We start from the raw sequence: 24,248 nt of genomic DNA on the forward strand, positions 1-24,248 counted from the left end.
ATTGCATTAATGGATTAGTGGTTCATCGCTGTTTTCTAAAGTTTCCCACCGCTGGATAAGAAAGCCGTGCGGATTATTATCACTTCTGGTAACGTTCCGTATATAACCTTGCGTGATGAGTTTCCTAGATGTTACCGAGGTTGATCTGATCAACTTCTGTGTAGCATAGCATTTGAAATAAAATGGATATTGTTCAACATCAATTTTTATACTGTCAGCCACAATTTCTTGTGAAATATTAGCAGAAATGAGGTTGTTGTAATAGCCTTGCTCTCGCAGATTATCGTAGGCTTTTTTGGCGCTTTCATCTGCCAAGTTCAACGCATTTGAAATGTTGTTCTGAATTACCTTGTCGTCTGGATCAAGTGTGAAAAACAGGTGATGAAATGTTTTGATGTGATCCCTAAGCTCTACGGGAAGATTATCTTTTCTTTCTGTACTAAACGCTTCAATAGCTTTTCCATTAGCCAAAATGTAAATCTTTGCCTGAACTGTCTTCACCATATCAAAGCTTTTATAAATCGAAAAGCCAGATATAAATACACATGCTACTATTAAAAAAAGGCTAAATCTTTTAATGTGGCTGAATGCCGTATCGATGTTTTTAAATTGTGTAAACATAATGATGTGTTTTAAGGATTATTTGCCCGAAAGTTTATCGTGCTGATGGCTCGAACTATTCTGCTGGTCGGGGAAATAGTCGGAGTTACTAGCCGCAGCATATCCTTGGCTCATGTTTCGTTTACTGTCTCCAAGCATATCGACCGCCATTCCTGCACCCGCTGAACCTGCACGCATTCCTGTGTGGCCTGTTGTGCTGATAATAGAATTTACCTTTTGAAGGATAGTATTTCCGCCTCCTGCATGCACAACGTAATTTGCCACATTGGGCACCGAAAAATAGCCTACAATTCCGATCACAAGAAAAATAAGGTATGCTGTATCAGTGCTACTAAAGAAGGTATCACCCTGCTGATCGATTTGTGAAATATCTAGCTTCAACATATTTTCCTGTATTTTCCCGAGTATACTCCCAAAGATGTTAGCAATAGGAAGCCATAAGAAAATGTTAATATATCTCGCTAGCCAAACGGTTAAAGTATTCTGAAAGCCATCAAAGACCGCAAAGCCAAATACGAGTGGCCCCAGAATGGCAAGTACGATAAGAAAGAATGTTCTTATTGTGTTGATACATAGGCTTGCCGCGGCATAAAGAACTTCCAAGACCTCGCACATCCATTGTTTTATCGAGTTTCTAAAATTATACGACTGCTTTTCCATAAAGAACTTGATGTCGTTCCCAAGACCTTCGAACATTCCCTCATCTTCACGATCAGGGTCTTTCGGATGTGTGTATTTGTACCATTTATCACTGTCGCCCCTTCCGTCTTCACCAATATACATTTCGTAATATTTACTTTTTTTAACGGCCTGTTCTTTTCTTTTCAAAAGCAGTTCAATCGCTTTATTGGAATCCTTTACCATTGACCCAGTAGCGGTAACGGTTGGCTGCAGAATCCCATTCATTACCGATATCACGATAGGAAACATCAGTATGGCCATACCCAATGCAAAGGGGCGCAACAACGGATAGAAATCTATGGGTTCGGTTGATGCCATTTGGCGCCATACCCGACTGGCGATGTACCATAGGGCACCAAATCCAGCAATACCACGGGCAACTCCGATTAGCCGACTACAAAGTGGAAGCATATCGTTGTACACCCTGTCAAGAACGGGTTGCATTCCAGTTAGCGTTTCCGCCATGCCTTGGGCATTGGAAATTTGGGGCAAAAGCATGGCTGATACCACAATGAATGTGGCTAAAAAAAATCTAGTTTTCATAAGCTTTAGTTTATCCCAAAGTAGCCTTGGGTAGTTTTCAGATCTGTATTTTCCCTCTTCCTCTGGAGGTTGAGAATACTTGCCTCCTTATTAAAATTTCGAAGAAACACCAGTTTATCTTCAGTGTCGGTAAAGATTCTGTCTATGGCCTGTAATCGTTCATCATCGCTCATCCTCAGCTTGGACGAAGTTATGACCGTGGTCAGTTCTTCGATGTTATCCAAACTCTGATCGAACAGTTGCTTATATACTTTACCCAAATAATCAATTTCCTGCGGACTAAAGTTTGAAGATGACTTAAACCTATTATACGCCGCTTTATACTCAGTGATGATTTTTTTCTGGTAGCTGATGATATCGGCAACCCTTCTGTATTTTTTGATTTCCGGATTGACCAGCATCAGACCATCTAAAAAGACTTCGTGAAGTGAAAAATTTCCCTGTGCAATATTTTTTACCGAATTGTAGCCATTAGTAATTACCGAATATCCGCGCTTCATATCTGATAGGATATTCTTTAATTGGCTCAACTTTTCGACGTTTAGCAATAGTTGTTGGGTCTCCTGTGATTGTGCATTTACAAATTGAACCTTTGAGATAAATAGTATAAGAAATGCAAAAAAGGCAATCCTGTATTTAATTATTTGTTTCATAAAGCTTTTTTAAATCGTGAATGGACTGTTCTTCATGCTGCTTTTGGCGACCGAACATTTTGATCTTATTGGTGAAATGCTGTACAAACTGAGATTTGTCTACCATTCTCTGATAAATGTTTTCCAAGCGTTTAAGTCGCTCATCATCTTTCATTTCAACCTTGCCTGAGGTAATGACCAGTAAAAGTTCATCTAAGTCTTTTTCGCACTCTTCTGTCACGTTCTCTCGAACTTGATCGACGTATGTAAGTGTGTTGGCATCCAATAATTTGCTTTTTCGAATGCTTCCCAATGCTTTGCTAATCTCAAGCTGAAGGATGATGATGTCTACAACTTTTCCATTATTCTTAATTGCAGGGCTGACAGCTTTTAAAGAACTGATAAAGGAATTGTGTAAGTTAAATTCCCCTTTTGACAAATCTTTTACTGTATTTAAGCCATCACTTGCGATATCATATCCTTTTTTTAAATAGCCTGCATAAACCTTTAAGGCTACAAGCTGCTCAATAAGGTATTTCTTTTGCGTTTTCTTTTGCCTAAAAAATTCGGCATAAGTTTGGGCATTTGATGTAAGGGAATACAGCACAGCAACAACGAAGAACACAATTGTTTTTAATTTAGTCGATTCCATAAATCTCCTTCAGTTTAGCCGTCTCGTCCAATGACCTCGATCTTTGTATGCTCAATTGGATATTTTCCTGATTGTAACGCTTAAGATCACTGTAATTGTCATCCATTTTATTTACGGCATCATTAATTAGCTCAAGCCTTTTGGCATCCGTCATCTGGGCTTTGAAAGAATTGATTACCAGGATTATCATATCTAAATTTTTAATGCTTTCGTCCAGAATTCCCTTATAGACCTTTTCCATCTGTTCGAGTTCCTCTGGTTTGAAATGCTTATCCTTATTGAAAAGCGCCCATGCCCATTTGTATTCATCTACAATTGCGACTTGCTTTGTGGTGAGGTCTTTGATACGCTTATAATAGGCAATGGTTGATTTGAACTTCCACAGCTCTTCATAGTATTCGCTGTAAAGGTTCTTCTGCTTTTCAGTCCAATCGGTTATTTCTGTAAGCTTCAGTTTTGACAATTGATTTTCAAGTACCTTTTGCGCATTCTGCAGCCAAATGGTCTGGTTCTGCAATCGCTGAACTTTCAGATCGACTGCTTTGATTACTTTTTTTACTCCTGCTTTTATAACCTCAAGCACTGCCACCTGTGCATTCGCCCCTTGGGGCAAAGCAACAAACAATGTCATAGCGCTCAATGGGAGAATGACCATGTACGTTTTCATATATTTTATAAATTTCATGGTGAATAAATTTTGTTAATTTATTTTTTGATAAGTTCTGTTGCCAACTTTTATTTTGGCTGAGTCTGGATAGAAAGTGATGAGCTTACCTTTCTTGATTTCTGTTAACTTCCTGCTGCTTTCATCGTAAACTGCGTTCCAATTTTCCGTTTCATGCTCACGTTTCCCAATCTTTCCGTCCGTTACCAAATTGAAACCCGTTTTTCTGTGGATATAGAAACTACTGTTTTCTGAAGGTTCGATAACTAACGTATCATTGGCGATACTAAATTCGCTTCCCGCATTGTTGATGTAAGTACCGGGAATAAATGAACGAATATTGTCAGTTTTGCACGCATTTATCAACAATGCTGCAATTGCACATAAAATGATTAAGTTTTTCATGAGATTATTGATTTTGGTTTCTAAGTTCATTTGCTAGTACTGCTATTCCTTTTTGAATGCTGCCATACTTCTCAGTGTATTGCTGGACTTTCATTTTCTCGCTTTCTTCAGTGGTGTAAGCGAGATATTCCTCAATAGAGACTTCTGTTCGGTAAACTTTACTATGTTGTCCCCCAAGGGAAATGAATACCTCTTTGTATTTTCTATTCGGGTCATTAGCCTTATTCATGGAAAGTATTTGGGCCTTTTCTTTTTCGGTAAGCCCAAGCAGTTCCTGTATGCTATCGAACTTGTTTTGATACTTGCTCTGATCGAGCAGTATTTTACAATCTGAATTATTAATAATTGCCTGTTTAACGATTGGTGAAGAAATGATATCTTCTACTTCTTGGGTAACAACAACTGCCTCGCCAAAGAATTTTCTAACTGTTTTGAAAAGATATTTGATGTACTCTGCCATTCCTTCTTTAGCAATTGCTTTCCAACACTCTTCAATAAGGATCATCTTACGGATGCCTTTCAGCTTGCGCATTTTAGAAATAAATACCTCCATAATAATGAGCGTAACGGCTGGGAAAAGTATAGGATGGTCTTTTATCGAGTCAAGTTCGAATACAATAAACGGCTCATTTAAAAGATCGAGATTTTCAGTTGCATTTAGTAGATAATCGAATTCTCCGCCTTTATAATACGGATTGAGTACATACAGAAAATTACTTATATCAAAGTCCTTTTCCTTTACTTTGGCATCCTCCAGCACCTGCAAATACTCCGATAAAAGAAACTCATAAAATGTGTTGAAACATGGGAATATATCCGAATTCTGTTCCAGATGTTCAAAATAAAGCGTTAACGCATTGGATAGGGCAACATATTCTGCACGCTTAAAAGTTTCATCGTCCTTTTTCCATAGTGCAAGCAGCAGGGTTTTGATACTTTCCTTTTTTTCTGTATCGAGCACATCTCCTTCAGTAAGGTAGAATGGATTAAACTTTATAGGATCTTTTTCTGAATAGGTGAAATAATAGCCTCCAACCAGATCGCAAAGACCTTTATAGCTATGTCCCACATCCACCAGAACTACATGCGTGCCCTGCTCATAATAACTTCGTACCATGTGATTGGTAAAGAATGATTTGCCACTTCCGCTTGGGCCAAGAATAAATTTGTTCCTATTCGTAGTGAAGCCAAGTTTGATAGGCTCATCTGAAATATCGACATGTACAGGTTTCCCCGATAACCGGTCACCCATACGGATGCCAAATGCGCTAACACTTGAACGATAGTTACTTTCGAGGTTAAAAAAACATGTAGCCTGCTCAACGAAAGTGTCAAAGGTATCGTTCATCGGAAAATCAGCTTGATTGCCAGGCAACCCTGCAAACCATATTTGCGCCTGCCCATCTGTTTCCTGTTTAGCAACAGCATCCATTTGCGCCATAGCAGAAGAAACAATATTTTTGAGGTCTTTGGCTTTGCCCACATCATCAGACCATGCCAGAACATTAAAATGTGCTTTGATCGGTAATCGCTGTGACGCAATGGCTTCATTCAAAAAATCATTTACCGAATCTCGGCTTATTGCATTTTCCCTTGAATAGCTTGATAGGGATTGCAACCGTAATTTTTTAGCTTCAAGTCTTTTTATCGTCTTCTGCGAATCTTCTATGAAAATGTACTGATTAAAAATGTGGTTGCAATTGAGTAACGTTCCCAATGGACTTGCAAACCCGATACTGAACTTTGTACGGTCTGTACTGTATTTGTCGTAATTTATTCGACTACCGCAAAGTGAGGGAAGATCCTCAGTATCAGATAAAGTATAAAGTTCTAAATGTTTATCACCAATCCTTATATTGTCCTTGATGTGAATATCCCGAATAATAGGCTGTGAACTTGATTCAAGTAAAAAGCAATATCGTTCAATAATTCCAGAGTGGTTAGCGGTGCCTGCAAGTCCATCATCACCAATTCGTGTAAGTGAAACAAAGTTGCCGTCCGTCATAATCCTTTCAAATTGCCCAGCACAGTCTAAGAAATCCTTATAAAGAACAGGGTTGATTGTTTGTACAGGGACAATTGATTTGCGAAGAATATTGCTGTAGACTGAACTTGACAGTTTTCTATCTTTCGGCTTTTTGGTCAAAAAAATATAACATCTGTGGTTCAAACATTCTCTTTCATTGAAGAAATTTTCACTGCTTCGTGAAAGAAAACTATTGTCCGAACTTTCAAAGTCTGCCTCATGTTTACCTTCGATAAACCAATCCTGTTTGTGGAATATAGAATGCTGTGGTAATACTTTGATAGCCTTTACCCATGTTTGATGATACGCTTCATAATCCCGATCAGAAAGTGTAAATATCTCTGGTAACTTAACTTCGTAAGCTATTGTGATATCGCCTTGTGCCGAAAGGATGCAATTGTTCTCCACCTTATAGATTGGCAAAATTTTTCTTGCTTCTACCATAATTATTTTGATTTTAGTTTGAGGAATAGTTGTCTGGAACGAAATTTTAAACAGGATGGCAGATTACGTTTTGCAATGAACTTACTTAGCCCATGTTCACCAAAGCGATGGCTTAATCGAAAAGTAATCATAAAGATTGCTGTACCTGCTGCAAGAATTAGAGGGAGAATGATGAACAGATTTACCCTAGAAATGTAAAGGATGGCAAATGCGATAAGCAGTAGCACAAGACCAATTGCCAAATAGGCAATGTATTGGGCCTTCAGTCCCTTAAACATAATCGGCTTAGATACGCCCTTGTTAATTTGATAGATGCTTGCCATAACTAAATCCCGAAAAACGATTTAAGAACGGTAGCTACCACCACTAAAAAGATACAGCTTCCAAACCAAGCAGCGGCTACCTTGTTGGTGTCAGGTTCGCCACCATTCCATTTAGAATAGACTTTAACAGCACCAATAATGCCGATTACTGCGCCAATAGCATACATTAGGTCGCAACCAGTATCGAAATACCCCTTAACTTTATTAGTTGCCTCTTGTATACCTGAATTTCCATCTTGTGCGCTGGCGGCGAATGTTAAGGCCAACAGGCAGAAGAAGAGAACAATGTTGATTTTTGATTTTATATTGGATTTCATATTGATCTTGATTAAGAATGATTGATGTTAATCCCACAGGTTTTCCAGTTCCTCACTAGAGAGATGAAATGGGGCGTGATTACTGATGAATTGGTTAATTCTGCCAATATTCGGATGGGAACCGATCTTTGGGTAATTTTCCTTAACCACCTCCATTAAGTTTAGAAAATCTTTTTTGGTGCCGTCTTCCTTTTCAAGTAAGGCCAAGACTTCTTTGATATCTTGGAGTACGTCAGGTATCAGCCCAACTTGGTCAGCCTTATCCTTTTCTGACGGAGTAAACCCAAAACTTCCTGCCGTAACTGAAGAAAGCCCATCAGGCAATTTTGCCTTTCCCATTAGTTCATCTTCGTGCAATTCTTCTTGAAGTACGTCCACATCGTCTTCCCATCTGTGTGGCAATTTTTCGGAAGTGGTAGAAGTACCATCTCTTTTTAAAAACCTTAAAAATTCAGCTCGATAGAAGATTAGGATTACACCTACATACCATATTAAACTAAGTACCATTGAGGCAACCAAAAACTGTTGCCATGTAAATTGTTGTAACATATTATTTTGCTTTTATCTCAATGCTCCATTGCATTAGGATTTCATAAGCAAAGGTTCAAAGACATCAAATTTTTAATTCGCAACCGGTACGGTAGGTGCGTGATTTTAATAGTCTGAAACCTAAAAATTGCTCATTTGGATGGTTTAAATGCGTTATCATCTTCAATTCTCTGGATGATGAATTCACGCATTTTATCAAGAAACTTAGTTGGACTATCACGTTTTCGGTTACGTATATCTATAAAATTTCGATACGAACGGCTAAGATCGATTTGCAAGATGTGCTCCATCCATTTGATGATATCAGAGAGAGTGGCATTTCCACTGTTTAATTGACCCGTATAAAAAAGACCATAGATAACTTCAACGAGATTAGTTTTATCACCTGTCCATTTAAAATTGAGATTTTCATTATTGGTTAATGTTGGATTGTCGTTTACGATTGTTGTTTTTATCGTATCGTATAAAATATGTTCCTGCAATTTTTCGTAAGCGAAAAATTTGGCGAAGAGGTAATCGCCAGCTGTAGCAAATGTGGGGTCAACATCTAGAAAGTCTAAATTAATCAGGTCTAAAGGTTTTCTTCCTCGTAAAAAATGAATGTTATCCATTTCTGTTGCACCTAAACGGTAATACTGATAAAAAAATTCGTGTTGTCGGAAAAATCGATTTATAAATTTTAGTTGCTCTTCACGGTATTCAGTAACCTGATCTATAATGATAGGTTTGTTGCTTTGGTAACTATATCGTTCAGATGCAAAAATTATTAATCCAGTAAACTGTGGTTTTAGAATTTTGAAAAATTCAATTTCTTCACATTCAGTATCAAATTGTTCTTCAAGAACTAATTTTTTAACTTTTTCGAGCGATTTACTTACTAAGGTGTGGTAAGATTTTAGAATCTTAATTGGAGTAGACTTAGAACCTTCTACTTCATGCAGATCTGCATTTAACTTTTGCAAATACTCCTCGCATTTTTCTCTCATCATAGCTTTATGTATTTAATTACCTTTTTGAGAGCGATGCCTAAGCTTATTATAACCAAAATTAGGAGAAAGCTAAGACTAGAAAGGTGATTTAAAATACAATCGAACCTTTATTAGGCCGAATTTTAAAAACATAGTTAAGTAGTAAAAAATGTAGCTCTAATAGCTGTATGCATCGTTTTTTTATAAAAATGTTGATGCTTTCTCATTCAGCTTGAATTATGATTTCCTCAAACAAAATATATAATATAACTTGTGATAAAAATCACAATCGAGCATCTCTAAAAAGAAATTGGTGCGGAGAAATTCGTTAAAAAAAAACTTAGAATTTATTGAGGATGTTGGAAGTTACTCGCCAATGTCAAAATAAATCTTCTATTTCGTCGTTTTTTTTATATCACGATAAGAGAAACATATAATTAACAGACGCTCTTTGCTAAATGTTGTATATATGGAAAGCGATGTATCCGATTCAATTGATTTGGTTTTAGTTCTTGGTTCGATAACTCCTTTATCTGCCCCATTTCAAGAACGTATTACAAACCAAGTGCTTACAGAAACCTTTAAAAAGGGACACATTCTGCTCCGACCAGGAGAAGTAGCCAGAAGAATATATTATATCAAAAAAGGATTTCTTAGGGCTTATATCATAGATGAAAATGGTAAAGAATGTACCTCTTGGTTAATGGGTGCAAATGATTTGATGATTTCTGTTTATAGTTTTTTTACACAGCGGCCAGCTGACGAATACATAGAGGTATTAGATGACTGTATTCTTCAATCAATCACATGGAACCAACTGCAATCATATTATGCCGATTTTAAAGAGGGAAACTACATAGGACGTGTTCTTACTGAAAAGTATTATATCCTAAGTGAAGAACGGAGTATTTTCATGCGTACGAAAACCCCAGAAGAACGATATAAAATTCTACTACAACAGCATAATCAAATTGAACAGTTAACAACTCAATCTAATATTGCATCATATCTAGGAATTACAAGAGAAACACTAAGTCGCATTAGAAGCAAGATGTTAAAAACGCGTCTTGCTAGTTAACCTAATTTTCACTTAAATGAAGTATATGAAAAAGAGCATCCAATTTTATATCCTATTCATTTTAACATTCTCCGCCTGTAAAAAGGAAACAAAAATTGATAAAGAATTACCTGTAAAAGAAACCATTACACTTAATGAAGCACTTAATTGGCTAAGTAAACAAGCAGATACATCTTCGCTCGTTAGTAAATACCCAATTAGGTCAACTAATGCTAAATCTGTTGCAACTAACGACGGAAACCGAATAATAATTACTATTTCTGGGCAACCCATATATCAGAATATCAAACAAGGTTATAGGCAACTATCTATAGAACGAAATTCCAAGACTAACCAAATTGAAGGAAAATTCATTGAAATTATCCCAGATGCGCTTTATTTTCAGGCAAAGCAGAAAGTAGATCAAAGTGATTTCACAGGAAGGATTTTAGTTTATGACCTAAATTATAATTTGGAAAAAGGTTCAATTTATAACAATGGTAAACAAATAGGAGAATCACGCCCTTCAACCAAAAGTGAAAAGCTTGCATTTACTCAAAATAAACCTCAATTACCAATATTAGCTACGTTCGAACAAAATTCTACATCAGCCAATGGCAAAATATCTATGGCACGGATGATCGAAACCTGTGCATGGCTACAAACGAGTTATGTAGATGCCGAAGGTGTTTTTACGGTTCATGCAGAAAGATATTGTGAATATTTTTATTTAGATGATGGTGGTGGCGGTGGCAATTACAATGATGGCGGAATAAACTACGAAACTCCAAGTGGCGGAGGAGGAGGTGGTGGAAGTACGAGCACCCCAGCACCTCCGCCACCCTCAAACATACCGGGAGAAAACAATAACAATGTTGACCCTAAAAAAATGGTTGAGTGCTTTGGCAACGTGCCAAGTGCAGGTGCTGCATTTCAGGTTAAAGTTTTGGTTGTTGAACCAATGCCGGGAACATTTTTTAATGTTGGCCCCAATAGTTTTGGACACGTAGCTATCCAACTGACAAAAGTAAATGGAGATCGATCAGTAACTCAAACATTAGGTTTTTATGGTTCAGGTTCTGGACTTGATAAATTAATTTCTCCATCCACTATTAAAGATAACGGTGATATTGAATATAATATGAATGCCAATTATTTCACTGATGCATCTAGCTTTCAAAAGATTTTAGACTACGTGGCTAACCCACCAACAAACTATCATTTTACAGATTTTAATTGTGCCGCATTTGTTTACAATGCAGCTAGGGCTGGAAATCTCCCTGTTCCAAATCCAACTACTACTTTTGGAATTGGAGGGCCTGGTGGTGTAGGCACAGGTATGTCTCCTGCGGGATGGGGGTCAGCACTTCGTTCAGAAAAAGCAGCTAATCCCAAAGCAAATATTGGTGAAGGTGGCGGTACTGCCCCTGCAAGTAAAGGGGAATGTAAATAATAAAAGTATCTTAAATTGATATTATGGAAAATCAAAAATCAATAATAACAAAAAATAGAAAAGTAATCTTAATTGCTATTGCAGTGGTAATTATAATAAGCAATACACCACCTATGCAGTTTTTCCTACTCGAAAATTATAACTATCAAAATGCAGACGGTTCATTTAAATATACGGAAGAACCAGGACAGGCATTAGATTTTAAAGTTGGCGAAAGAAGATGGGAAAGATTTAAAACTGAAAACAGCAGTGATCCAAATCAAACGCTGTACAGAACCTTTAGAATCAAACCTTGGCAGTTTTGGGAGTGGTGGCAGTTTATAGCCCATGGAAAAAGATTTACTTTGCCTTATTTGAGCGCTCCTAATTAATGAAATTGCAATAATTACGCAGTATTACTAACTTGGTAATTATTAATTTAGCGTAATTAAAAAAATGTCAATAACTGATGCAGAAGTTATGGTTCTCTCGTCCATACAAGTTTATATGGGGGGCAAAGAAAATATAAAGCCACATGGGTTTGGCTCAGGCTTTATAGTCAAATATTTAGATAGACGTTTTTTTATAACGGTAAGGCATGTTACTGATTATGAAGGAATGGTAACCTATTTAGAAACCAATCTTCCTATTAGTGCAAATGGAGCTATTTTAAAACCAGTTGGTGGGTTATGTTATTTCGATATGTTCACATTAGCTGAAGGCATTTTACCGGATGATTTTATTAAATTTTTAAATGATGGACCACGAAAAAGACTAGATATTTGTTTTGCTGAAATTAAGGATGATGTACCCTTGCTTCAACTAGCAATGAACTTTGGGGCATTTAGCGTGCCCGAATGTTCTAAAATAGACCTTGATCTTACATATACAGATTTACCTAATAAAGAAGAACGATACGGGTTCTATGGGAAAATTAAACCTGTTTACGAAGGCATGAAATTACATCTAACTCCTAAATTCAATCATTCATTAAAATTCCATAGAACAAATTCTGAATTTCATATTTTTTTAGCTCCTAAGATTATTAAATCGGCTGATGAATATGAAGGCTGTAGTGGTGCACCAATTTTAGATTCGGAGCAAAGATTAGTAGGTGTCGCATGTGCAGTTGTAACAAATACAAAAATGATTTATGCATTCCCTATTCAAAAATGTAAAGAATTATTAGATACCGCCATCCAAACAGGGATGCTGTAAAATCATAAAAGTCTCAATTTTAAATAATAGTTCAATATTTTAAAGAGCATATTAAAGAACTGGCTACAATGTATAAATTTATTTAAATCATCTATTTTTAGCCAAAATTAACTTTTTACCTTCAATAGGCTTGCGTTTATAGCTACTACAACGGTACTAACTGTCATTAAAACGGCACCCGCTGCTGGACTAAGTAAAATGCCTTGGCTATACAAAACACCAGCGGCCAAAGGGAGTGCAACGACATTGTAACCTGTAGCCCACATTAAATTTTGTATCATCTTCCTGTATGTAGCCTTGCCAAAAAGGATCAGGTTTACAACATCTTTTGGATTGCTGTTCACTAACACAATTCCTGCTGTTTCCGCTGCAATGTCGCTACCTGAGCCGACGGCAATACCTACATCTGCAATCGCAAGCGCAGGGGCATCATTTACCCCATCACCTGTCATAGCTACAAATTCGCCTTTGCTCTGCAAATCTTTTATTTTTTCCAATTTCTGGTGTGGTAGTACCTCTGCCATAAAACTATCCATGCCTAAGACTTTACTCACGCTTGCAGCTACTTTACCATTATCGCCAGTAAGAAGAATAGACTTGATATTGTTCTGTTTCAATGTTTTGATAGCTTCAGCAGACTCGGGGCGTATCTGATCGGAAAGGGCAATATAGCCCGTCAATTCATCATCAACCAATAAAAAAACAACAGTCTCGGTATCATCCGCTTTGAAATCATTAGGAACTGCAATCTTATTTTCTTTAAGATAACCAGGACTTACAACTGACACTTTCTTATTCTCTACTATCGCCTCAACGCCTTTACCCGTAATTGCATTAAATTTCTCGGCACTAGGGATTTTGATTGATAGTTCTTTAACTTTTTGAAGAATTCCTGTAGCAATTGGGTGTTCAGACTTTAGCTCTAAGGCAGAAGCAAGGCGGATGATCTCGTTTTCATCTATGCCTTTTTGCAACGATACGATTTTCGAAACCTCAAATTTACCTACTGTTAGCGTGCCTGTCTTATCAAATACAATAGTTGTTATTTTTCGTGAATTTTCAAATGCAGTCCTGTTCTTGATTAATAGTCCGTTCTTCGCAGACAATGCAGTTGATTTGGCGACTACCAAAGGTACGGCCAGACCCAATGCATGTGGGCAGCAAATCACAATTACCGTTACCATGCGTTCCATTGCAAACGCCAGTGTTTGTCCAGTTAAATACCAATATAGGAATGTACCAATACCAGAAACCAGTGCAATAATAGTTAACCATTTTGCTGCTTTATCTGCTAACAATTGTGTTTGCGACTTCGATTTCTGTGCCTCATCAACCAATTTGATTACTTGCGAGAGATATGAATCCTTTGCGGAATGTGACACAGTAACCTTAATCGATCCGTTTCCATTGATAGCACCAGCGATTACTTTATCACCTTTTACCTTTTGTACGGGCTTGGATTCTCCCGTAAGCATAGATTCATTTAAATAGCTTTCACCATCCAAAATTATTCCATCTGCAGCCACCTTTTCACCCGGTTTTACCAGAATTATATCGTTCTCTTTTATTGTATCCGTTTTTACGTCGTGAACCATATCTGGCATAACCATATGTGCTTCGGACGGCATCAACTGCACCAAAAGCTCCAGTTCCTTTGATGCCCCTGCTATTGATTTCATTTCTATCCAATGACCCAAAAGCATAATCAAGATCAGAGTTGCCAATTCCCAGAAAAAATCCATGCCTGAAAGTCCAAAAACGATGGCCACACTATATCCATAGGCAACCGTGATGGCAAAACCGATCAAGAACATCATGCCAGGATTCTTTGCTTTTACCTCATCAGCCCATCCTTTTAAAAATGGCCAGCCACCGTAAAAAAACACAATAGATGAAAGTGCAAACAGAATATAAGAGGAGCCAGTAAATTGCCAGTTTACACCAATAAAATGCTGAATCATTTCTGATAATAGCATAATAGGAAAGGTTAAGACCAGCACCACATAAAAGCGCTTCTTAAAATCATCAATCATCGCTTGATGATTATGCCCTTGATGTCCCATTGCAGGATTAGAACCGTGAGACATTTTGCTGTGATCCATTTTTGTAGGTTCACTTTTTGCAATATCAGCGGACGTTTTTTGGTGTTGATGGTGTTCCATAATTTAATTTGATGTAGAGAACCTTTCTAATACGATTGGATTCTCAATTCGTGCTATTTTGTCTTTTTCTGCGCAAGGAAATAGCAATGGGCAGCACAAGCATGGAGCTTGTAGTTCTTGTGCACAGTCCCCAATGAATGGCCCTTTGGATCCAGTATTTCACATTTTTCTGCGTCTATATCCCTTACTGTAATAATATTTTCTCCCTTGATGTTGTAATAGTTGCCGTTCTTTTGTGCCTTGCCCAAGTTTTTACCCTTCGAGTCTATGACATTTCCATTGCCATCAATAAAATAGATTGTCTTACCTTGATTGTCCTTTATAATATTGTCCTTGGTGATGTAGCCAAGTTTGTTCCAGCCATGGTCATGGATTTCACCCTTTTTATTGATGGATATTTTTTCGACTTTCACTTTTTCTGCTTTTGTCTGACCGAAGACATTGACTGTAAGTACTGTTAATGCCATCAACATTAAGGAGAATAAGAAATGGATTTTTTTCATGATTTCTATAATTTGTTTACCGAATGTACGCTTAGACACCATCTAATCTATTGACCCTCATCAACTACTAAAATGATGTGTATCACTAAATTATATCTTGGAAAAAGACCATTTCTTACTCCCCTAAAATAAATTAGTACGTCAATGTGATTCCTCCTCCATAACCCATATCGCTATCATAATGGGTAGAAAATGAAAAGTATTTAGTTACAATGTATCTAAGTCCAGCCATATATTCCTTATCCGTGTTTCCCATAATATTTAGCCTTAATCTTTTGCTCAATGGCATATCCTCACGCATCAATTGAAAACGAAACTTGCCTTTACTGTCCAGACGAGCTTCGGCAGTAACCAACATTGGAAGAATGTATTGCGCACCAATCACAGCTGCCTTTCTGTTCATCTGATTGCTGAGCTGTCCAAACATATTTTTCTCTGCCGTATTGCCCATACTATTATAGTGATAATCAAATCCAATGAAGGGCATGAACCATTGCATTTTTCCAATATAGCGGCCGAAATATGTTTCTACTTCATTCCCATGTTCTGACTTCAATCCCAACCTAAATTCACTAGAAAAACGATATCGCGTATTCGCCAACATCACTTCACCATCGCTACCGTTGCTTTCCAGTCCAATGTTTCCCATCAGATGGAATTCCCTATCGTCGCTGAACAATTTGCGCTGGGCAAGTCGTGGATTGGGGATTTCTGGATTCGCTGGCGAGTTCTCATAGCTGAAAACCCTGCCCATGCCGCTCATCATGTGGTAAAGGATATGGCAATGGAAAAACCAATCTCCGCCTGGTTCAGTTGCGGCAAATTCTATGGTATCACGTTCCATTGGCATGATATCCAGAACATTTTTCATAACAGCATTATCTCCCTGCGCATTCACTACCCTAAAATCATGGCCATGCAAGTGCATCGGATGGCGCATCATGCTATTATTGTAGAGAATAATCCTAACGTTTTCGCCCTTCTTTATCAGTATCTTATCGGTTTCTGAAACTGTTTTATTATCAAGGCTCCAAACATACCTGTTCATGTTGCCCGTGAGCTCAAACTTAATTTCCTTCCATGGCCCTCTCGGTAACGTGGTTATTTTTGGGTCTCTCAACATATCATAGTTAAGGGTGACAATATCCGAGCTAGTAGTCCCCATATCCATTCCCGCCATGCTTTTGTCTTCAGCTTTTGGACTTTTTTTAGCAGGCTCTTCACCAGTAATTTCAGGATACATCACCGTATTCATGTCCATAATTTGGTTCTGCATCTTCATACCGTCCATCTCGATCATGTTACCCTGCATGTCCATCATGTCGTTCATCATTTTCATCCCTGCGAAATATTTGAGTTTCGGAAGTGACTTGGCGGGAACTTTTTCGCCTTTGCCCAGCCACAGGGATGCAGATTTTGTCCTGTCTTCTGGGGTCACCAAAAATTCATAGCTCTTATTTTCGGGAATGGTAACAACTACATCATAGGTTTCAGATACAGCAATAATCAGTCGATCTACTTCAACTGGCTCTACATCGTTTCCATCAGTGGCTACAACAGTAATCTTTCCGCCAGAATAGGTCAGCCAAAAATAATCAGATGCGCCAGCATTGGCTATGCGTAGCCTTACCTTATCGCCAGCCTTAAATTGGGTCTGTACGTTCTGGTTCTTTCCATTAATCAAAAAAGCATCGTAATATACGTCACTTACATCCATAGCGTTCATCCGCTTCCATTCATTGTTCACTTTCGTTTTAAACTCTCCAGATCGAATGGCTTCCGCATAACTTTGTGTAGCACCTTTTTGAATGGCAAACCAGTCGGTTGCATTTTTTAAACTGCGATGGACTTCCTCTGGCTTCATATCTGTCCATTCGCTAATTACAATTGGCAATGTTGGAATATCCCATTCCTTATTACGTTTGTTCATGATAAACGAACCATACATCCCTATCTGTTCCTGTAACTTGCTATGGCTATGGTACCAATGAGTTCCGTGCTGCACAATTGGAAATCTGTAAATATAGGTCGTATGCGGTTTAATCGGCATTTGGGTCAAAAATGGAACACCGTCTTCCTTGTTGGGAAGAAAAAGGCCATGCCAGTGCAACGATGTTTCTTCATCCAAGTTATTGTGTACATAGATCTCTGCGGTATCACCTTCTGTAAATATCAAGGTTGGCATAGGGATCTGTCCATTAACGGCAATGGCACGTCTTGGTTTTTTGCCATACGTAACTGTAGTATCTGCAATATATAGATCGTAACGTACCGTTCTGGGCTTGGCACTGTTAGTTATGGTTTTTATAGGGCCGAGGTTAGCCTTTGCTTTCTTGATGTTGGTCAGTGTTGCATCATTGTCGTTCATATCCATGTCTTCCATTGCTGTTTTCGATGTATTGCCAGGCATATCCATGCCATCGTGGCTTTTGTTCTCAGACTTAGTTTTTTCTGAAACCAGCTTCATTCCGCATTTCGGGCACTTTCCTGGCGCATCTTGATGAATTTCTGGATGCATCGGACAAGTGTACGATGCACTTTTTTCACCAGACGGCTTGCTATCAGAAGTTTTGCTGGTTCCCATCTCCATCTTTTCAGCTTCCTTTTTTGCTGGCACTGTTTGCTTTACAGCAGGCGAAGCTTTTTTCACGGGTTGCTTCTTAACGGCTACTGGTTTCTTCATCACCAATGCCATTCCGCATTTTGGGCATTTGCCAGGTTTTCCCTGTTGTATTTCTGGATGCATGGGGCATGTATAGATGTCAGCATTTTTAACGGCTGTTGACGCTGTTCCATGCTGGTCGTGTTGCGCATTGGCCATCTGCAACGTGAAGACAGCCAAAATTAATAATATTATCTTTTTCATCTGTTATCTTTTTTTTCCAGACTGTCCAGTACTGCACTGGCCCAATCTGTTATTATCTTCTGCTCCTTTGCAGAAAGCTTTGTACTCTGGTGGATCATGGTATAGGAAGGAAGCGGCATGCTTCTGTCTTCAATACTAGATGAAATAGACTTGAGCTTGCTCATCTTTCTTCGATTGCTATAGCTGTCAAACTCATCAAAGTTCAGTTCGGATTTTCCCTCAGCAATGTGTGACCCCATCCATCTACCGAAAGGTTGGATCATTGTATACCATGGGTATTTGGTATAATTGCTATGGCAATCGAAACACGAGTTGCTTAGTATCTTTCCAACATTTTCTGGAACCGGAAAAGTATGCAAGAATTTAATATGGCGGGGGTCTCCACCATTGTTTCTCGTTGGTTGTAAGAATTGCAACAGTAGAAAAACCGCCGCAATGCCAAAAAAAACTTTCCTTTTGCCAGTCATATTAGTTCAGTTCTTCTTTTACGCTTCCGCAGTCAACCATCGATTTCCCATAGTAGGGGTTTTTGATTTCCTTGGTTTCACTGATCCAGTTTCCTCCCTTTCCCTTATTGTACATTGGACAGTTGTCGTAAAAGAGTTTTTGTCCTGTAGCTTTATCTGCTTTTAAGAGGTCATAGATTTCACCGCTTAACGTTTCGAAATGTTCACGTTGATGTTTGATGTTTCCCACATTTGAACCAATGTGTTCCGCATGCTCCTTTGCATCGGCATTGATGTCTTCGAAGACTTTTGCCTGCTCGGCCGAGAGTGAAGTTTTGTCCACAGCTGCAAGCGAAGTGACAAGGCTTTTACCTGCTTCTGCTGCTTGTTTATCATTGTCCTCCACAAGGGCATTTTTAAGTTTTAGGTAATCTTTGGTAACCGCATCGATAGCGGAGACTTTGTTTGCTTCTGCTGTTACTGCACCTTTGGCAATAGTATCTTTTGCATCGCCATTAGTCTGTTTATTGCTATTGCATGCAGCGAGCACCAAGCTCGACATTGCCATGCCTAAGAAGATATTTTTCATTTTTTTGGACTTTAAGAAAGGTAAGTACAGTCCCCAGCATATATGCCTGTGGACTGTACAGGAATAATTAGTTGATGGTCTCAGAAATTTTTCCACAGGTAAGCATGGCACTACCATAGTAAGGGTTCTTGACAGGTTTTTCACTGCTGAGCCAGCTGCTCTTTTTCATCGGACAGTACTGTACATAAATAGGGTCGGCAGATAGCTTTCCAGACTTTGCCAGTGTAATCATTGCCGTTGAAAGCGGTGCAAAATCCTCCCTTTGGGCCTTGATATCCGTCGTTTTGGATACCATTGTCGAATGCTTCAACAGTTCTGCTTTGTCCTTATCTCCAATAATTTTGTTATCGGTACTTTCGATGGACTTGACAAGTTCGAGCGACTTTGCACTTGCAAGGGTTGCATCGCCTGCAACTAGAGCGTTTTTAAGTGAATAGTATGATGCCAGCACCGATGTATTGGCATCATGTCCATTATGTTCCTGTGCAAAAGTAGCCTGCACCAAAGTTGTTGCGATTACGGCAACCAATAAAAATATTTTTTTCATTTTGTATTAATTTAATGTACATAGATTATTACGTTGACGGCATTTCTCTACCGTCAAAAAAATAAAACAGTCATTAAATCAAATCTGAAAACTCTGTACCGCAATGCGGATATCAGGTATGGGGGGATGGTGGCACCTAACAAAATAACTGTTGTCTGGCGTGTGGAAGTTAGCCATTTCAACATCTACCAAAATAGAAACAGGATGAAGAAGATCTGCAAATATCTGCGGTGACTTTATGGATATAGTTTTGCTTAATTGCTTGTCAACTGCTACAAATTTGGCTACTTCATCTTTGCAACAATTATCTTTTTTACCCTCTTGCTTTTTATTATGAGAGTGAGCGGCAGAAGATTCGGTGTTTTTATTTGAATGGCTGTGAGGTTTCGTGCCTTTTGGATGATTATGAACCCTAGTTACGGGAATTGTAGAATGTTCGTCGTGGTGCTCTTTGTTAATTACCATATCTGCACCAATAGTACAGGCAAAGCCAACAACTGTATTCGAAAGGAATAGAATTGTCAGAAACACGGCCTTAAACTTTATTGACAGACTGATTTTCATTAGTACAAAGTAAGCTATTATTTTAATATGAACAAAGATAGCGAAGTAAGAGTTTTGGTTATTACACAATTAGGCGAAAAATTTACATAATTCCTTGTCCTCTATATCTGGTCTAATGGTCTTCGATCATTAACTTTTAATGTTTTGAATTGACTAGGCGATAAACCTGTTACTGACTTGAACTGGTTGGAAAGGTGGGCGCTACTACTATAACCCATCTTCCAAGCTATTTCATTTAGGTTAAGTTCACCATATTGGATAAGCTCTTTTACCTTCTCTATTTTTTGCTGGATGATAAATTTTTCAATGGTAGTATCTTCACTTTCGGAAAATAACCTGCTCAAGTAGCTATATTCCCGGTGCAATCGATCACTCAACGCTTCACTGAAAACAATGTGAAGTTCGGGATGTGGTGAATGGTGTATGAGTTCAATTATCGTGTTACGGATCCGCTCAACCATCTTATCCTTATCCCTGTCAATCAGTTCGAAGCCCAAAATTTTAAGCGAGGCGGAAATTTCGCTCAACAATTCCTCCGAAGGCTCGGGAGAAACAACGGCCTGCCCAAGTGAAATATCATCAACCTGGAGATCGTGGTGCTGAAGCTGTTGTGTCACCACCGAAATGCAACGGTCGCACACCATGTTTTTTATTGATAACAACATACCCTATAGGTTAGATTAAATGCTAATATACGCTTTGTTTCAACGAGATAATTATCAATGGGAAGAACATCAATTGATAACAAAATGACGTCCTTGCCAAAATGAAAACCGAATTAAATTTTTTCTGCCTTGTAACCAGCCTTTTCAAGCGTGTCGATAACCTGATAGGTATCGATTCCCTGCTTTCCCTCCACTGTTAATATCTTGTCTGGATTCTGCGTGTCAACTTCCCATTTTTCAATAGCTAAAAGATTGTTCAGGTGGGGGGTAACGGCAGCTATACAGCCACCACATTTGATATTTGTTTTGAATTTTAATGTTTCCATGATTGTGATTGTTTAAATAAGTTTAGAAAATTTTAAGCGAAGACTATTGCTTACCACCGATACAGAACTAAGCGCCATTGCTGCACCCGCGATCATCGGATTTAGCAGAAAGCCATTGATTGGATATAAAATACCAGCAGCAAGGGGAATTCCTATCAAGTTATAAATGAATGCCCAGAACAGGTTTTGGCGTATCGTGCGAACAGTGAGCTTCGACAGACGCAAGGCCTTGGGAACCTGTAAAAGATCGGAGGAAACCAAGGTAATCTTGGCAACATCAATTGCAATATCCGAGCCTTTCCCCATGGCAATCGACACATCGGCCTGTGCCAGGGCATGGCTATCATTAATACCGTCACCGATCATGGCAACTATTTTTCCCTGCGATTGTAGTTCCTTAATGAACTTTGCTTTTTCGGAAGGTAGCACTTCGGCCCTAAAATCTGTAATCCCAACCTGTTTTGCTACAGCGGCCGCAGTTTGTTCGTTATCTCCAGTGAGCATATACACTGCAATATTACGCTTCAAAAGTTCAGAGATAGCAAGGGCAGAACCATCTTTGATCTGATCGGCAATGGCAATAGTGGCTAATACTTTATTTTCATTGGTAAAATAAATTACCGTCTTTGCCTGTTCCTGTAACTTTTTCACTGACTGCTGTAAATTTTCTTCAACTTCGATACCAGCGTCTTTCAATATTTTATGGCTGCCTGCCCAATACTTTTGTCCTTCAAATGTAGCTCGTACGCCTTTTCCAGTAAGGCTTTCAAACCCCGTAACTCTTATCGGGTTAACATTTCCTGTTTGTAGATGGCGAACAATAGCTTCAGCAAGCGGATGTTCAGATTGCTGTTCAAGTGCAAACAGGATACCAATAAGCTTTTGCTTGTCGGTATCGACCTCATTTTGCCAATGGAGTTCCGTTACTTCAGGTTTGCCTTTTGTAAGAGTTCCGGTCTTATCGAGAACAACTGCATTAACCTTATGGCCAAGTTCCAGAGCTTCGGCATCTTTTATCAATATACCGTTTTCAGCGCCCTTGCCAACACCTACCATAATAGCTGTTGGAGTTGCAAGGCCGAGCGCACAAGGACAGGCAATAACCAGTACGGTAACCATCGCCAGCATTCCCTGGGTCAGGGCATTTTCACCACCAACCACTACCCATATTATAAGGGTAAGCACTGAGATACCGATAACTATCGGAACAAATATCCCTGCAATTTTATCTACGAGCCTTTGTACTGGAGCTTTAGAGCCTTGGGCATCTTGCACCATTTTTATGATCTGTGCAAGCATTGTTTCCCCACAGACCTTTCGGGCTACAAATCGAAAGCTTCCCTTTTGGTTGATTGTTCCTGCAAAGACCTGAGCTCCTACTTTTTTCGAAACTGCTACAGGTTCTCCAGAAATCATGCTTTCATCCACGTAGGATTCGCCCTCATATATTTCGCCGTCTACTGGGATCTTTTCACCAGAACGCACAAGTATTTTATCGCCAATTGCAATATCAGAAAGCGGAATTTCTTTCTCTCCATTTTCGGTGATAACAAGCACCGTTTTTGGCTGTAGTCCGATCAGCTTTTGGATGGCGGAAGAAGTATTGGATTTTGCACGTTCTTCGAGCAGTTTCCCCAACATGATAAATACGATGACCACGGCGGCGGCTTCATAATAGACATGTGGATGAAGCCCTCTTTGGTGCCAAAATTCTGGATATAGTGTATTGAAGAGACTGAAAAGGTATGCAATGCCAGTACTCAAGGCAACAAGGGTATCCATATTTGCTCTACCATGCCTTGCCTGTTTGAAGGCGTTAACAAAGAAGTTTTTTCCAAAAATAAAAAGTACTGGTGTAGTTAGTGCCAACATATAATAATTTGCATATTGGATATCCATAAAGAACATCCCAATAGCTACCACTGGAAGTGTTAATATCCCAGATGCTATCATACGCTTCTTTAGCGAACTATAGTTTTTTTGCTGTACCTCTTCCTGTTTTTCCTTTCCGCTTTCGGTATCCATGATCAGATCGTAGCCTATTGACTGTACTGCTTTTTGGAACGCGGTCGGCTGCACCTGATCTGGATGATAGGAAACCTTAACTGTCTGAGCAGCATAGTTAACCTCTGCTTTCTCAACTCCTTGTTGGGCGGCGATCATACTTTCCACACTGTTTGCACAGGCAGCACATGTCATTCCAAGAACTGGGAGCGAAAGAGTTTGAATATCGTTTTGAGCTTTCATTACTTAATTATTGATAAACAAATTTACGACGGTACCCTCTCTCGATTTTTACATGATTTTGTGAAAAAGTTGCATAATTTCTTTTGTAAGGGATAATGTAGAGAGTAAGAGATTGCTATCGAAAGTTTTCTTTATAAATTATGCCTTATGTTGTCATAATTGCAATAGATAATAATAATTTCTTGATTAAGAAACATATTGAAATGAAATTACGTTATTTGTATTGTGAAACCGCTTGCCTACATATTGTTATCTTGCCTAATGTTCCTATCTTCCGTTCAGGGAGTTGGAAGCACTGCGCAATCTAAATCGATAACCAATTGCTGCACGGGTGCTTCTTGTAAGCATGGAAAACCTGAGCAAAAGGACAAAGGTTGTGACAGCAAGGCTTGTAATCGTATGGTTTCCTACGCCCGTTGTGGCTTTGTCGTGGCAGAGCAGTTGGTATTACCGAACCAATATGTACTGAACGAAAGCGTGTCCCAATATATCTTCGACATGGACATCGTTTCTGGATTTACACAAATCGGTTGGCATCCTCCAAAAGTTTAATAATAATTTCTGTACGTCTACCTGTACTATAAATATTATTAATCTTAAAATCAAAAATCATGAAAAAGTATTTTTTCACCGCAATGGTGATGCTATTATCTATATCTTCTATTTCTTACGCTAATACCCCTTGCTGTAACAGCAAAATGAACAGTTGTACAAAGTGTTCAAAAACGTGTGGTAAGCCAAACTGCATGGATACTTGTAGTAAAGCGTGTAAAGCTTCGGGTGAGTGTAAAAAAACCTGTA

The 24,248-nt window shown here is 38.7% G+C and carries 26 protein-coding genes; 5 read left to right on the plus strand and 21 right to left on the minus strand.

The window, feature by feature from the left end:
- Positions 1-6: 6 nt before the first annotated feature.
- The 11 genes from traK to DHW03_RS01040 all read right to left on the minus strand — a co-directional run bounded on the left by traK (position 7) and on the right by DHW03_RS01040 (position 8,846).
- On the minus strand, positions 7-621 hold the full coding sequence (gene traK, locus DHW03_RS00990) for a conjugative transposon protein TraK (RefSeq protein ID WP_109923896.1): 615 nt from the start codon (positions 619-621) through the stop codon (positions 7-9).
- An 18-nt stretch (positions 622-639) separates the two neighbouring features.
- Positions 640-1,845 (minus strand): conjugative transposon protein TraJ, encoded by a 1,206-nt coding sequence (gene traJ / locus DHW03_RS00995; protein WP_109923897.1) that lies wholly within the window; start codon positions 1,843-1,845, stop codon positions 640-642.
- Between the two features lie 5 nt (positions 1,846-1,850).
- On the minus strand, positions 1,851-2,498 hold the full coding sequence (locus tag DHW03_RS01000; RefSeq protein ID WP_109923898.1) for a hypothetical protein: 648 nt from the start codon (positions 2,496-2,498) through the stop codon (positions 1,851-1,853).
- On the minus strand, positions 2,482-3,129 hold the full coding sequence (locus DHW03_RS01005; protein WP_109923899.1) for a hypothetical protein: 648 nt from the start codon (positions 3,127-3,129) through the stop codon (positions 2,482-2,484). The genes DHW03_RS01000 and DHW03_RS01005 overlap by 17 nt, the downstream gene beginning before the upstream one ends.
- The gene (locus tag DHW03_RS01010; protein WP_109923900.1) at positions 3,116-3,814 is read right to left on the minus strand and encodes a conjugal transfer protein TraI; all 699 of its coding nucleotides are present in this window, start codon (positions 3,812-3,814) and stop codon (positions 3,116-3,118) included. The genes DHW03_RS01005 and DHW03_RS01010 overlap by 14 nt, the downstream gene beginning before the upstream one ends.
- Positions 3,815-3,829: 15 nt before the next feature.
- The gene (locus DHW03_RS01015) at positions 3,830-4,198 is read right to left on the minus strand and encodes a hypothetical protein (RefSeq protein WP_133248477.1); all 369 of its coding nucleotides are present in this window, start codon (positions 4,196-4,198) and stop codon (positions 3,830-3,832) included.
- 4 nt (positions 4,199-4,202) lie between these two features.
- Positions 4,203-6,668, minus strand: coding sequence for a TraG family conjugative transposon ATPase (locus DHW03_RS01020; RefSeq protein ID WP_109923902.1), 2,466 nt, complete (start codon positions 6,666-6,668; stop codon positions 4,203-4,205).
- A gap of 2 nt (positions 6,669-6,670) precedes the next feature.
- On the minus strand, positions 6,671-6,991 hold the full coding sequence (locus tag DHW03_RS01025) for a DUF4133 domain-containing protein (protein ID WP_109923903.1): 321 nt from the start codon (positions 6,989-6,991) through the stop codon (positions 6,671-6,673).
- Positions 6,992-6,993: 2 nt separating this feature from the next.
- Complete coding sequence (locus DHW03_RS01030) at positions 6,994-7,308, minus strand: DUF4134 domain-containing protein (protein ID WP_109923904.1); 315 nt, start codon at positions 7,306-7,308, stop codon at positions 6,994-6,996.
- Positions 7,309-7,335: 27 nt separating this feature from the next.
- Positions 7,336-7,857, minus strand: a complete 522-nt coding sequence (locus tag DHW03_RS01035) for a hypothetical protein (protein WP_109923905.1) — start codon at positions 7,855-7,857, stop codon at positions 7,336-7,338.
- A gap of 131 nt (positions 7,858-7,988) precedes the next feature.
- Entirely contained in the window at positions 7,989-8,846 is an 858-nt protein-coding gene (locus DHW03_RS01040) for an RteC domain-containing protein (RefSeq protein ID WP_109923906.1), read from the minus strand.
- Positions 8,847-9,294: 448 nt separating this feature from the next.
- On the opposite strand from DHW03_RS01040, the gene DHW03_RS01045 reads away from it, so the two are divergent.
- From DHW03_RS01045 to DHW03_RS01060, 4 genes are all read left to right on the plus strand, one after another.
- Positions 9,295-9,903, plus strand: coding sequence for a Crp/Fnr family transcriptional regulator (locus DHW03_RS01045; protein WP_109923907.1), 609 nt, complete (start codon positions 9,295-9,297; stop codon positions 9,901-9,903).
- Between the two features lie 25 nt (positions 9,904-9,928).
- On the plus strand, positions 9,929-11,335 hold the full coding sequence (locus DHW03_RS01050) for a hypothetical protein (protein WP_109923908.1): 1,407 nt from the start codon (positions 9,929-9,931) through the stop codon (positions 11,333-11,335).
- Positions 11,336-11,358: 23 nt separating this feature from the next.
- Positions 11,359-11,706 carry a hypothetical protein gene (locus DHW03_RS01055; RefSeq protein ID WP_109923909.1) on the plus strand — a complete coding sequence of 116 codons (348 nt, stop codon included), beginning with the start codon at positions 11,359-11,361 and terminating at the stop codon, positions 11,704-11,706.
- Between the two features lie 64 nt (positions 11,707-11,770).
- On the plus strand, positions 11,771-12,532 hold the full coding sequence (locus DHW03_RS01060) for a hypothetical protein (RefSeq protein ID WP_109923910.1): 762 nt from the start codon (positions 11,771-11,773) through the stop codon (positions 12,530-12,532).
- Positions 12,533-12,639: 107 nt separating this feature from the next.
- On the opposite strand, the gene DHW03_RS01065 is transcribed toward DHW03_RS01060, so the two are convergent.
- The 10 genes from DHW03_RS01065 to DHW03_RS01110 form a co-directional block, all read right to left on the minus strand.
- The gene (locus DHW03_RS01065) at positions 12,640-14,694 is read right to left on the minus strand and encodes a copper-translocating P-type ATPase (RefSeq protein ID WP_109923911.1); all 2,055 of its coding nucleotides are present in this window, start codon (positions 14,692-14,694) and stop codon (positions 12,640-12,642) included.
- A 53-nt stretch (positions 14,695-14,747) separates the two neighbouring features.
- Positions 14,748-15,197: a DUF3659 domain-containing protein gene (locus DHW03_RS01070; protein ID WP_165825336.1), complete on the minus strand. Its 450-nt coding sequence runs from the start codon at positions 15,195-15,197 to the stop codon at positions 14,748-14,750.
- A 133-nt stretch (positions 15,198-15,330) separates the two neighbouring features.
- A complete protein-coding gene (locus DHW03_RS01075) occupies positions 15,331-18,063 on the minus strand; it encodes a multicopper oxidase domain-containing protein (protein ID WP_109923913.1) in 2,733 nt (910 codons plus the stop codon).
- On the minus strand, positions 18,060-18,530 hold the full coding sequence (locus tag DHW03_RS01080; protein WP_109923914.1) for a heme-binding domain-containing protein: 471 nt from the start codon (positions 18,528-18,530) through the stop codon (positions 18,060-18,062). The genes DHW03_RS01075 and DHW03_RS01080 overlap by 4 nt, the downstream gene beginning before the upstream one ends.
- 1 nt (position 18,531) lies before the next feature.
- A complete protein-coding gene (locus DHW03_RS01085) occupies positions 18,532-19,098 on the minus strand; it encodes a DUF3347 domain-containing protein (RefSeq protein WP_109923915.1) in 567 nt (188 codons plus the stop codon).
- A 67-nt stretch (positions 19,099-19,165) separates the two neighbouring features.
- Positions 19,166-19,645, minus strand: a complete 480-nt coding sequence (locus tag DHW03_RS01090) for a DUF3347 domain-containing protein (protein WP_231465623.1) — start codon at positions 19,643-19,645, stop codon at positions 19,166-19,168.
- A gap of 78 nt (positions 19,646-19,723) precedes the next feature.
- Positions 19,724-20,209 (minus strand): hypothetical protein, encoded by a 486-nt coding sequence (locus DHW03_RS01095; protein WP_109923916.1) that lies wholly within the window; start codon positions 20,207-20,209, stop codon positions 19,724-19,726.
- A 101-nt stretch (positions 20,210-20,310) separates the two neighbouring features.
- Positions 20,311-20,874, minus strand: coding sequence for a helix-turn-helix domain-containing protein (locus DHW03_RS01100; RefSeq protein ID WP_109923917.1), 564 nt, complete (start codon positions 20,872-20,874; stop codon positions 20,311-20,313).
- A 113-nt stretch (positions 20,875-20,987) separates the two neighbouring features.
- A complete protein-coding gene (locus tag DHW03_RS01105) occupies positions 20,988-21,200 on the minus strand; it encodes a heavy-metal-associated domain-containing protein (RefSeq protein ID WP_109923918.1) in 213 nt (70 codons plus the stop codon).
- Between the two features lie 12 nt (positions 21,201-21,212).
- Positions 21,213-23,447 carry a heavy metal translocating P-type ATPase gene (locus DHW03_RS01110; protein ID WP_109923919.1) on the minus strand — a complete coding sequence of 745 codons (2,235 nt, stop codon included), beginning with the start codon at positions 23,445-23,447 and terminating at the stop codon, positions 21,213-21,215.
- A gap of 261 nt (positions 23,448-23,708) precedes the next feature.
- On the opposite strand from DHW03_RS01110, the gene DHW03_RS01115 reads away from it, so the two are divergent.
- Positions 23,709-23,999, plus strand: coding sequence for a hypothetical protein (locus DHW03_RS01115; RefSeq protein WP_109923920.1), 291 nt, complete (start codon positions 23,709-23,711; stop codon positions 23,997-23,999).
- Positions 24,000-24,248: the final 249 nt, after the last annotated feature.

It is taken from the genome of Pedobacter yonginensis (genome assembly GCF_003173595.1).
In the GTDB taxonomy this organism is placed as follows: Bacteria; Bacteroidota; Bacteroidia; order Sphingobacteriales; family Sphingobacteriaceae; genus Pedobacter; species Pedobacter yonginense.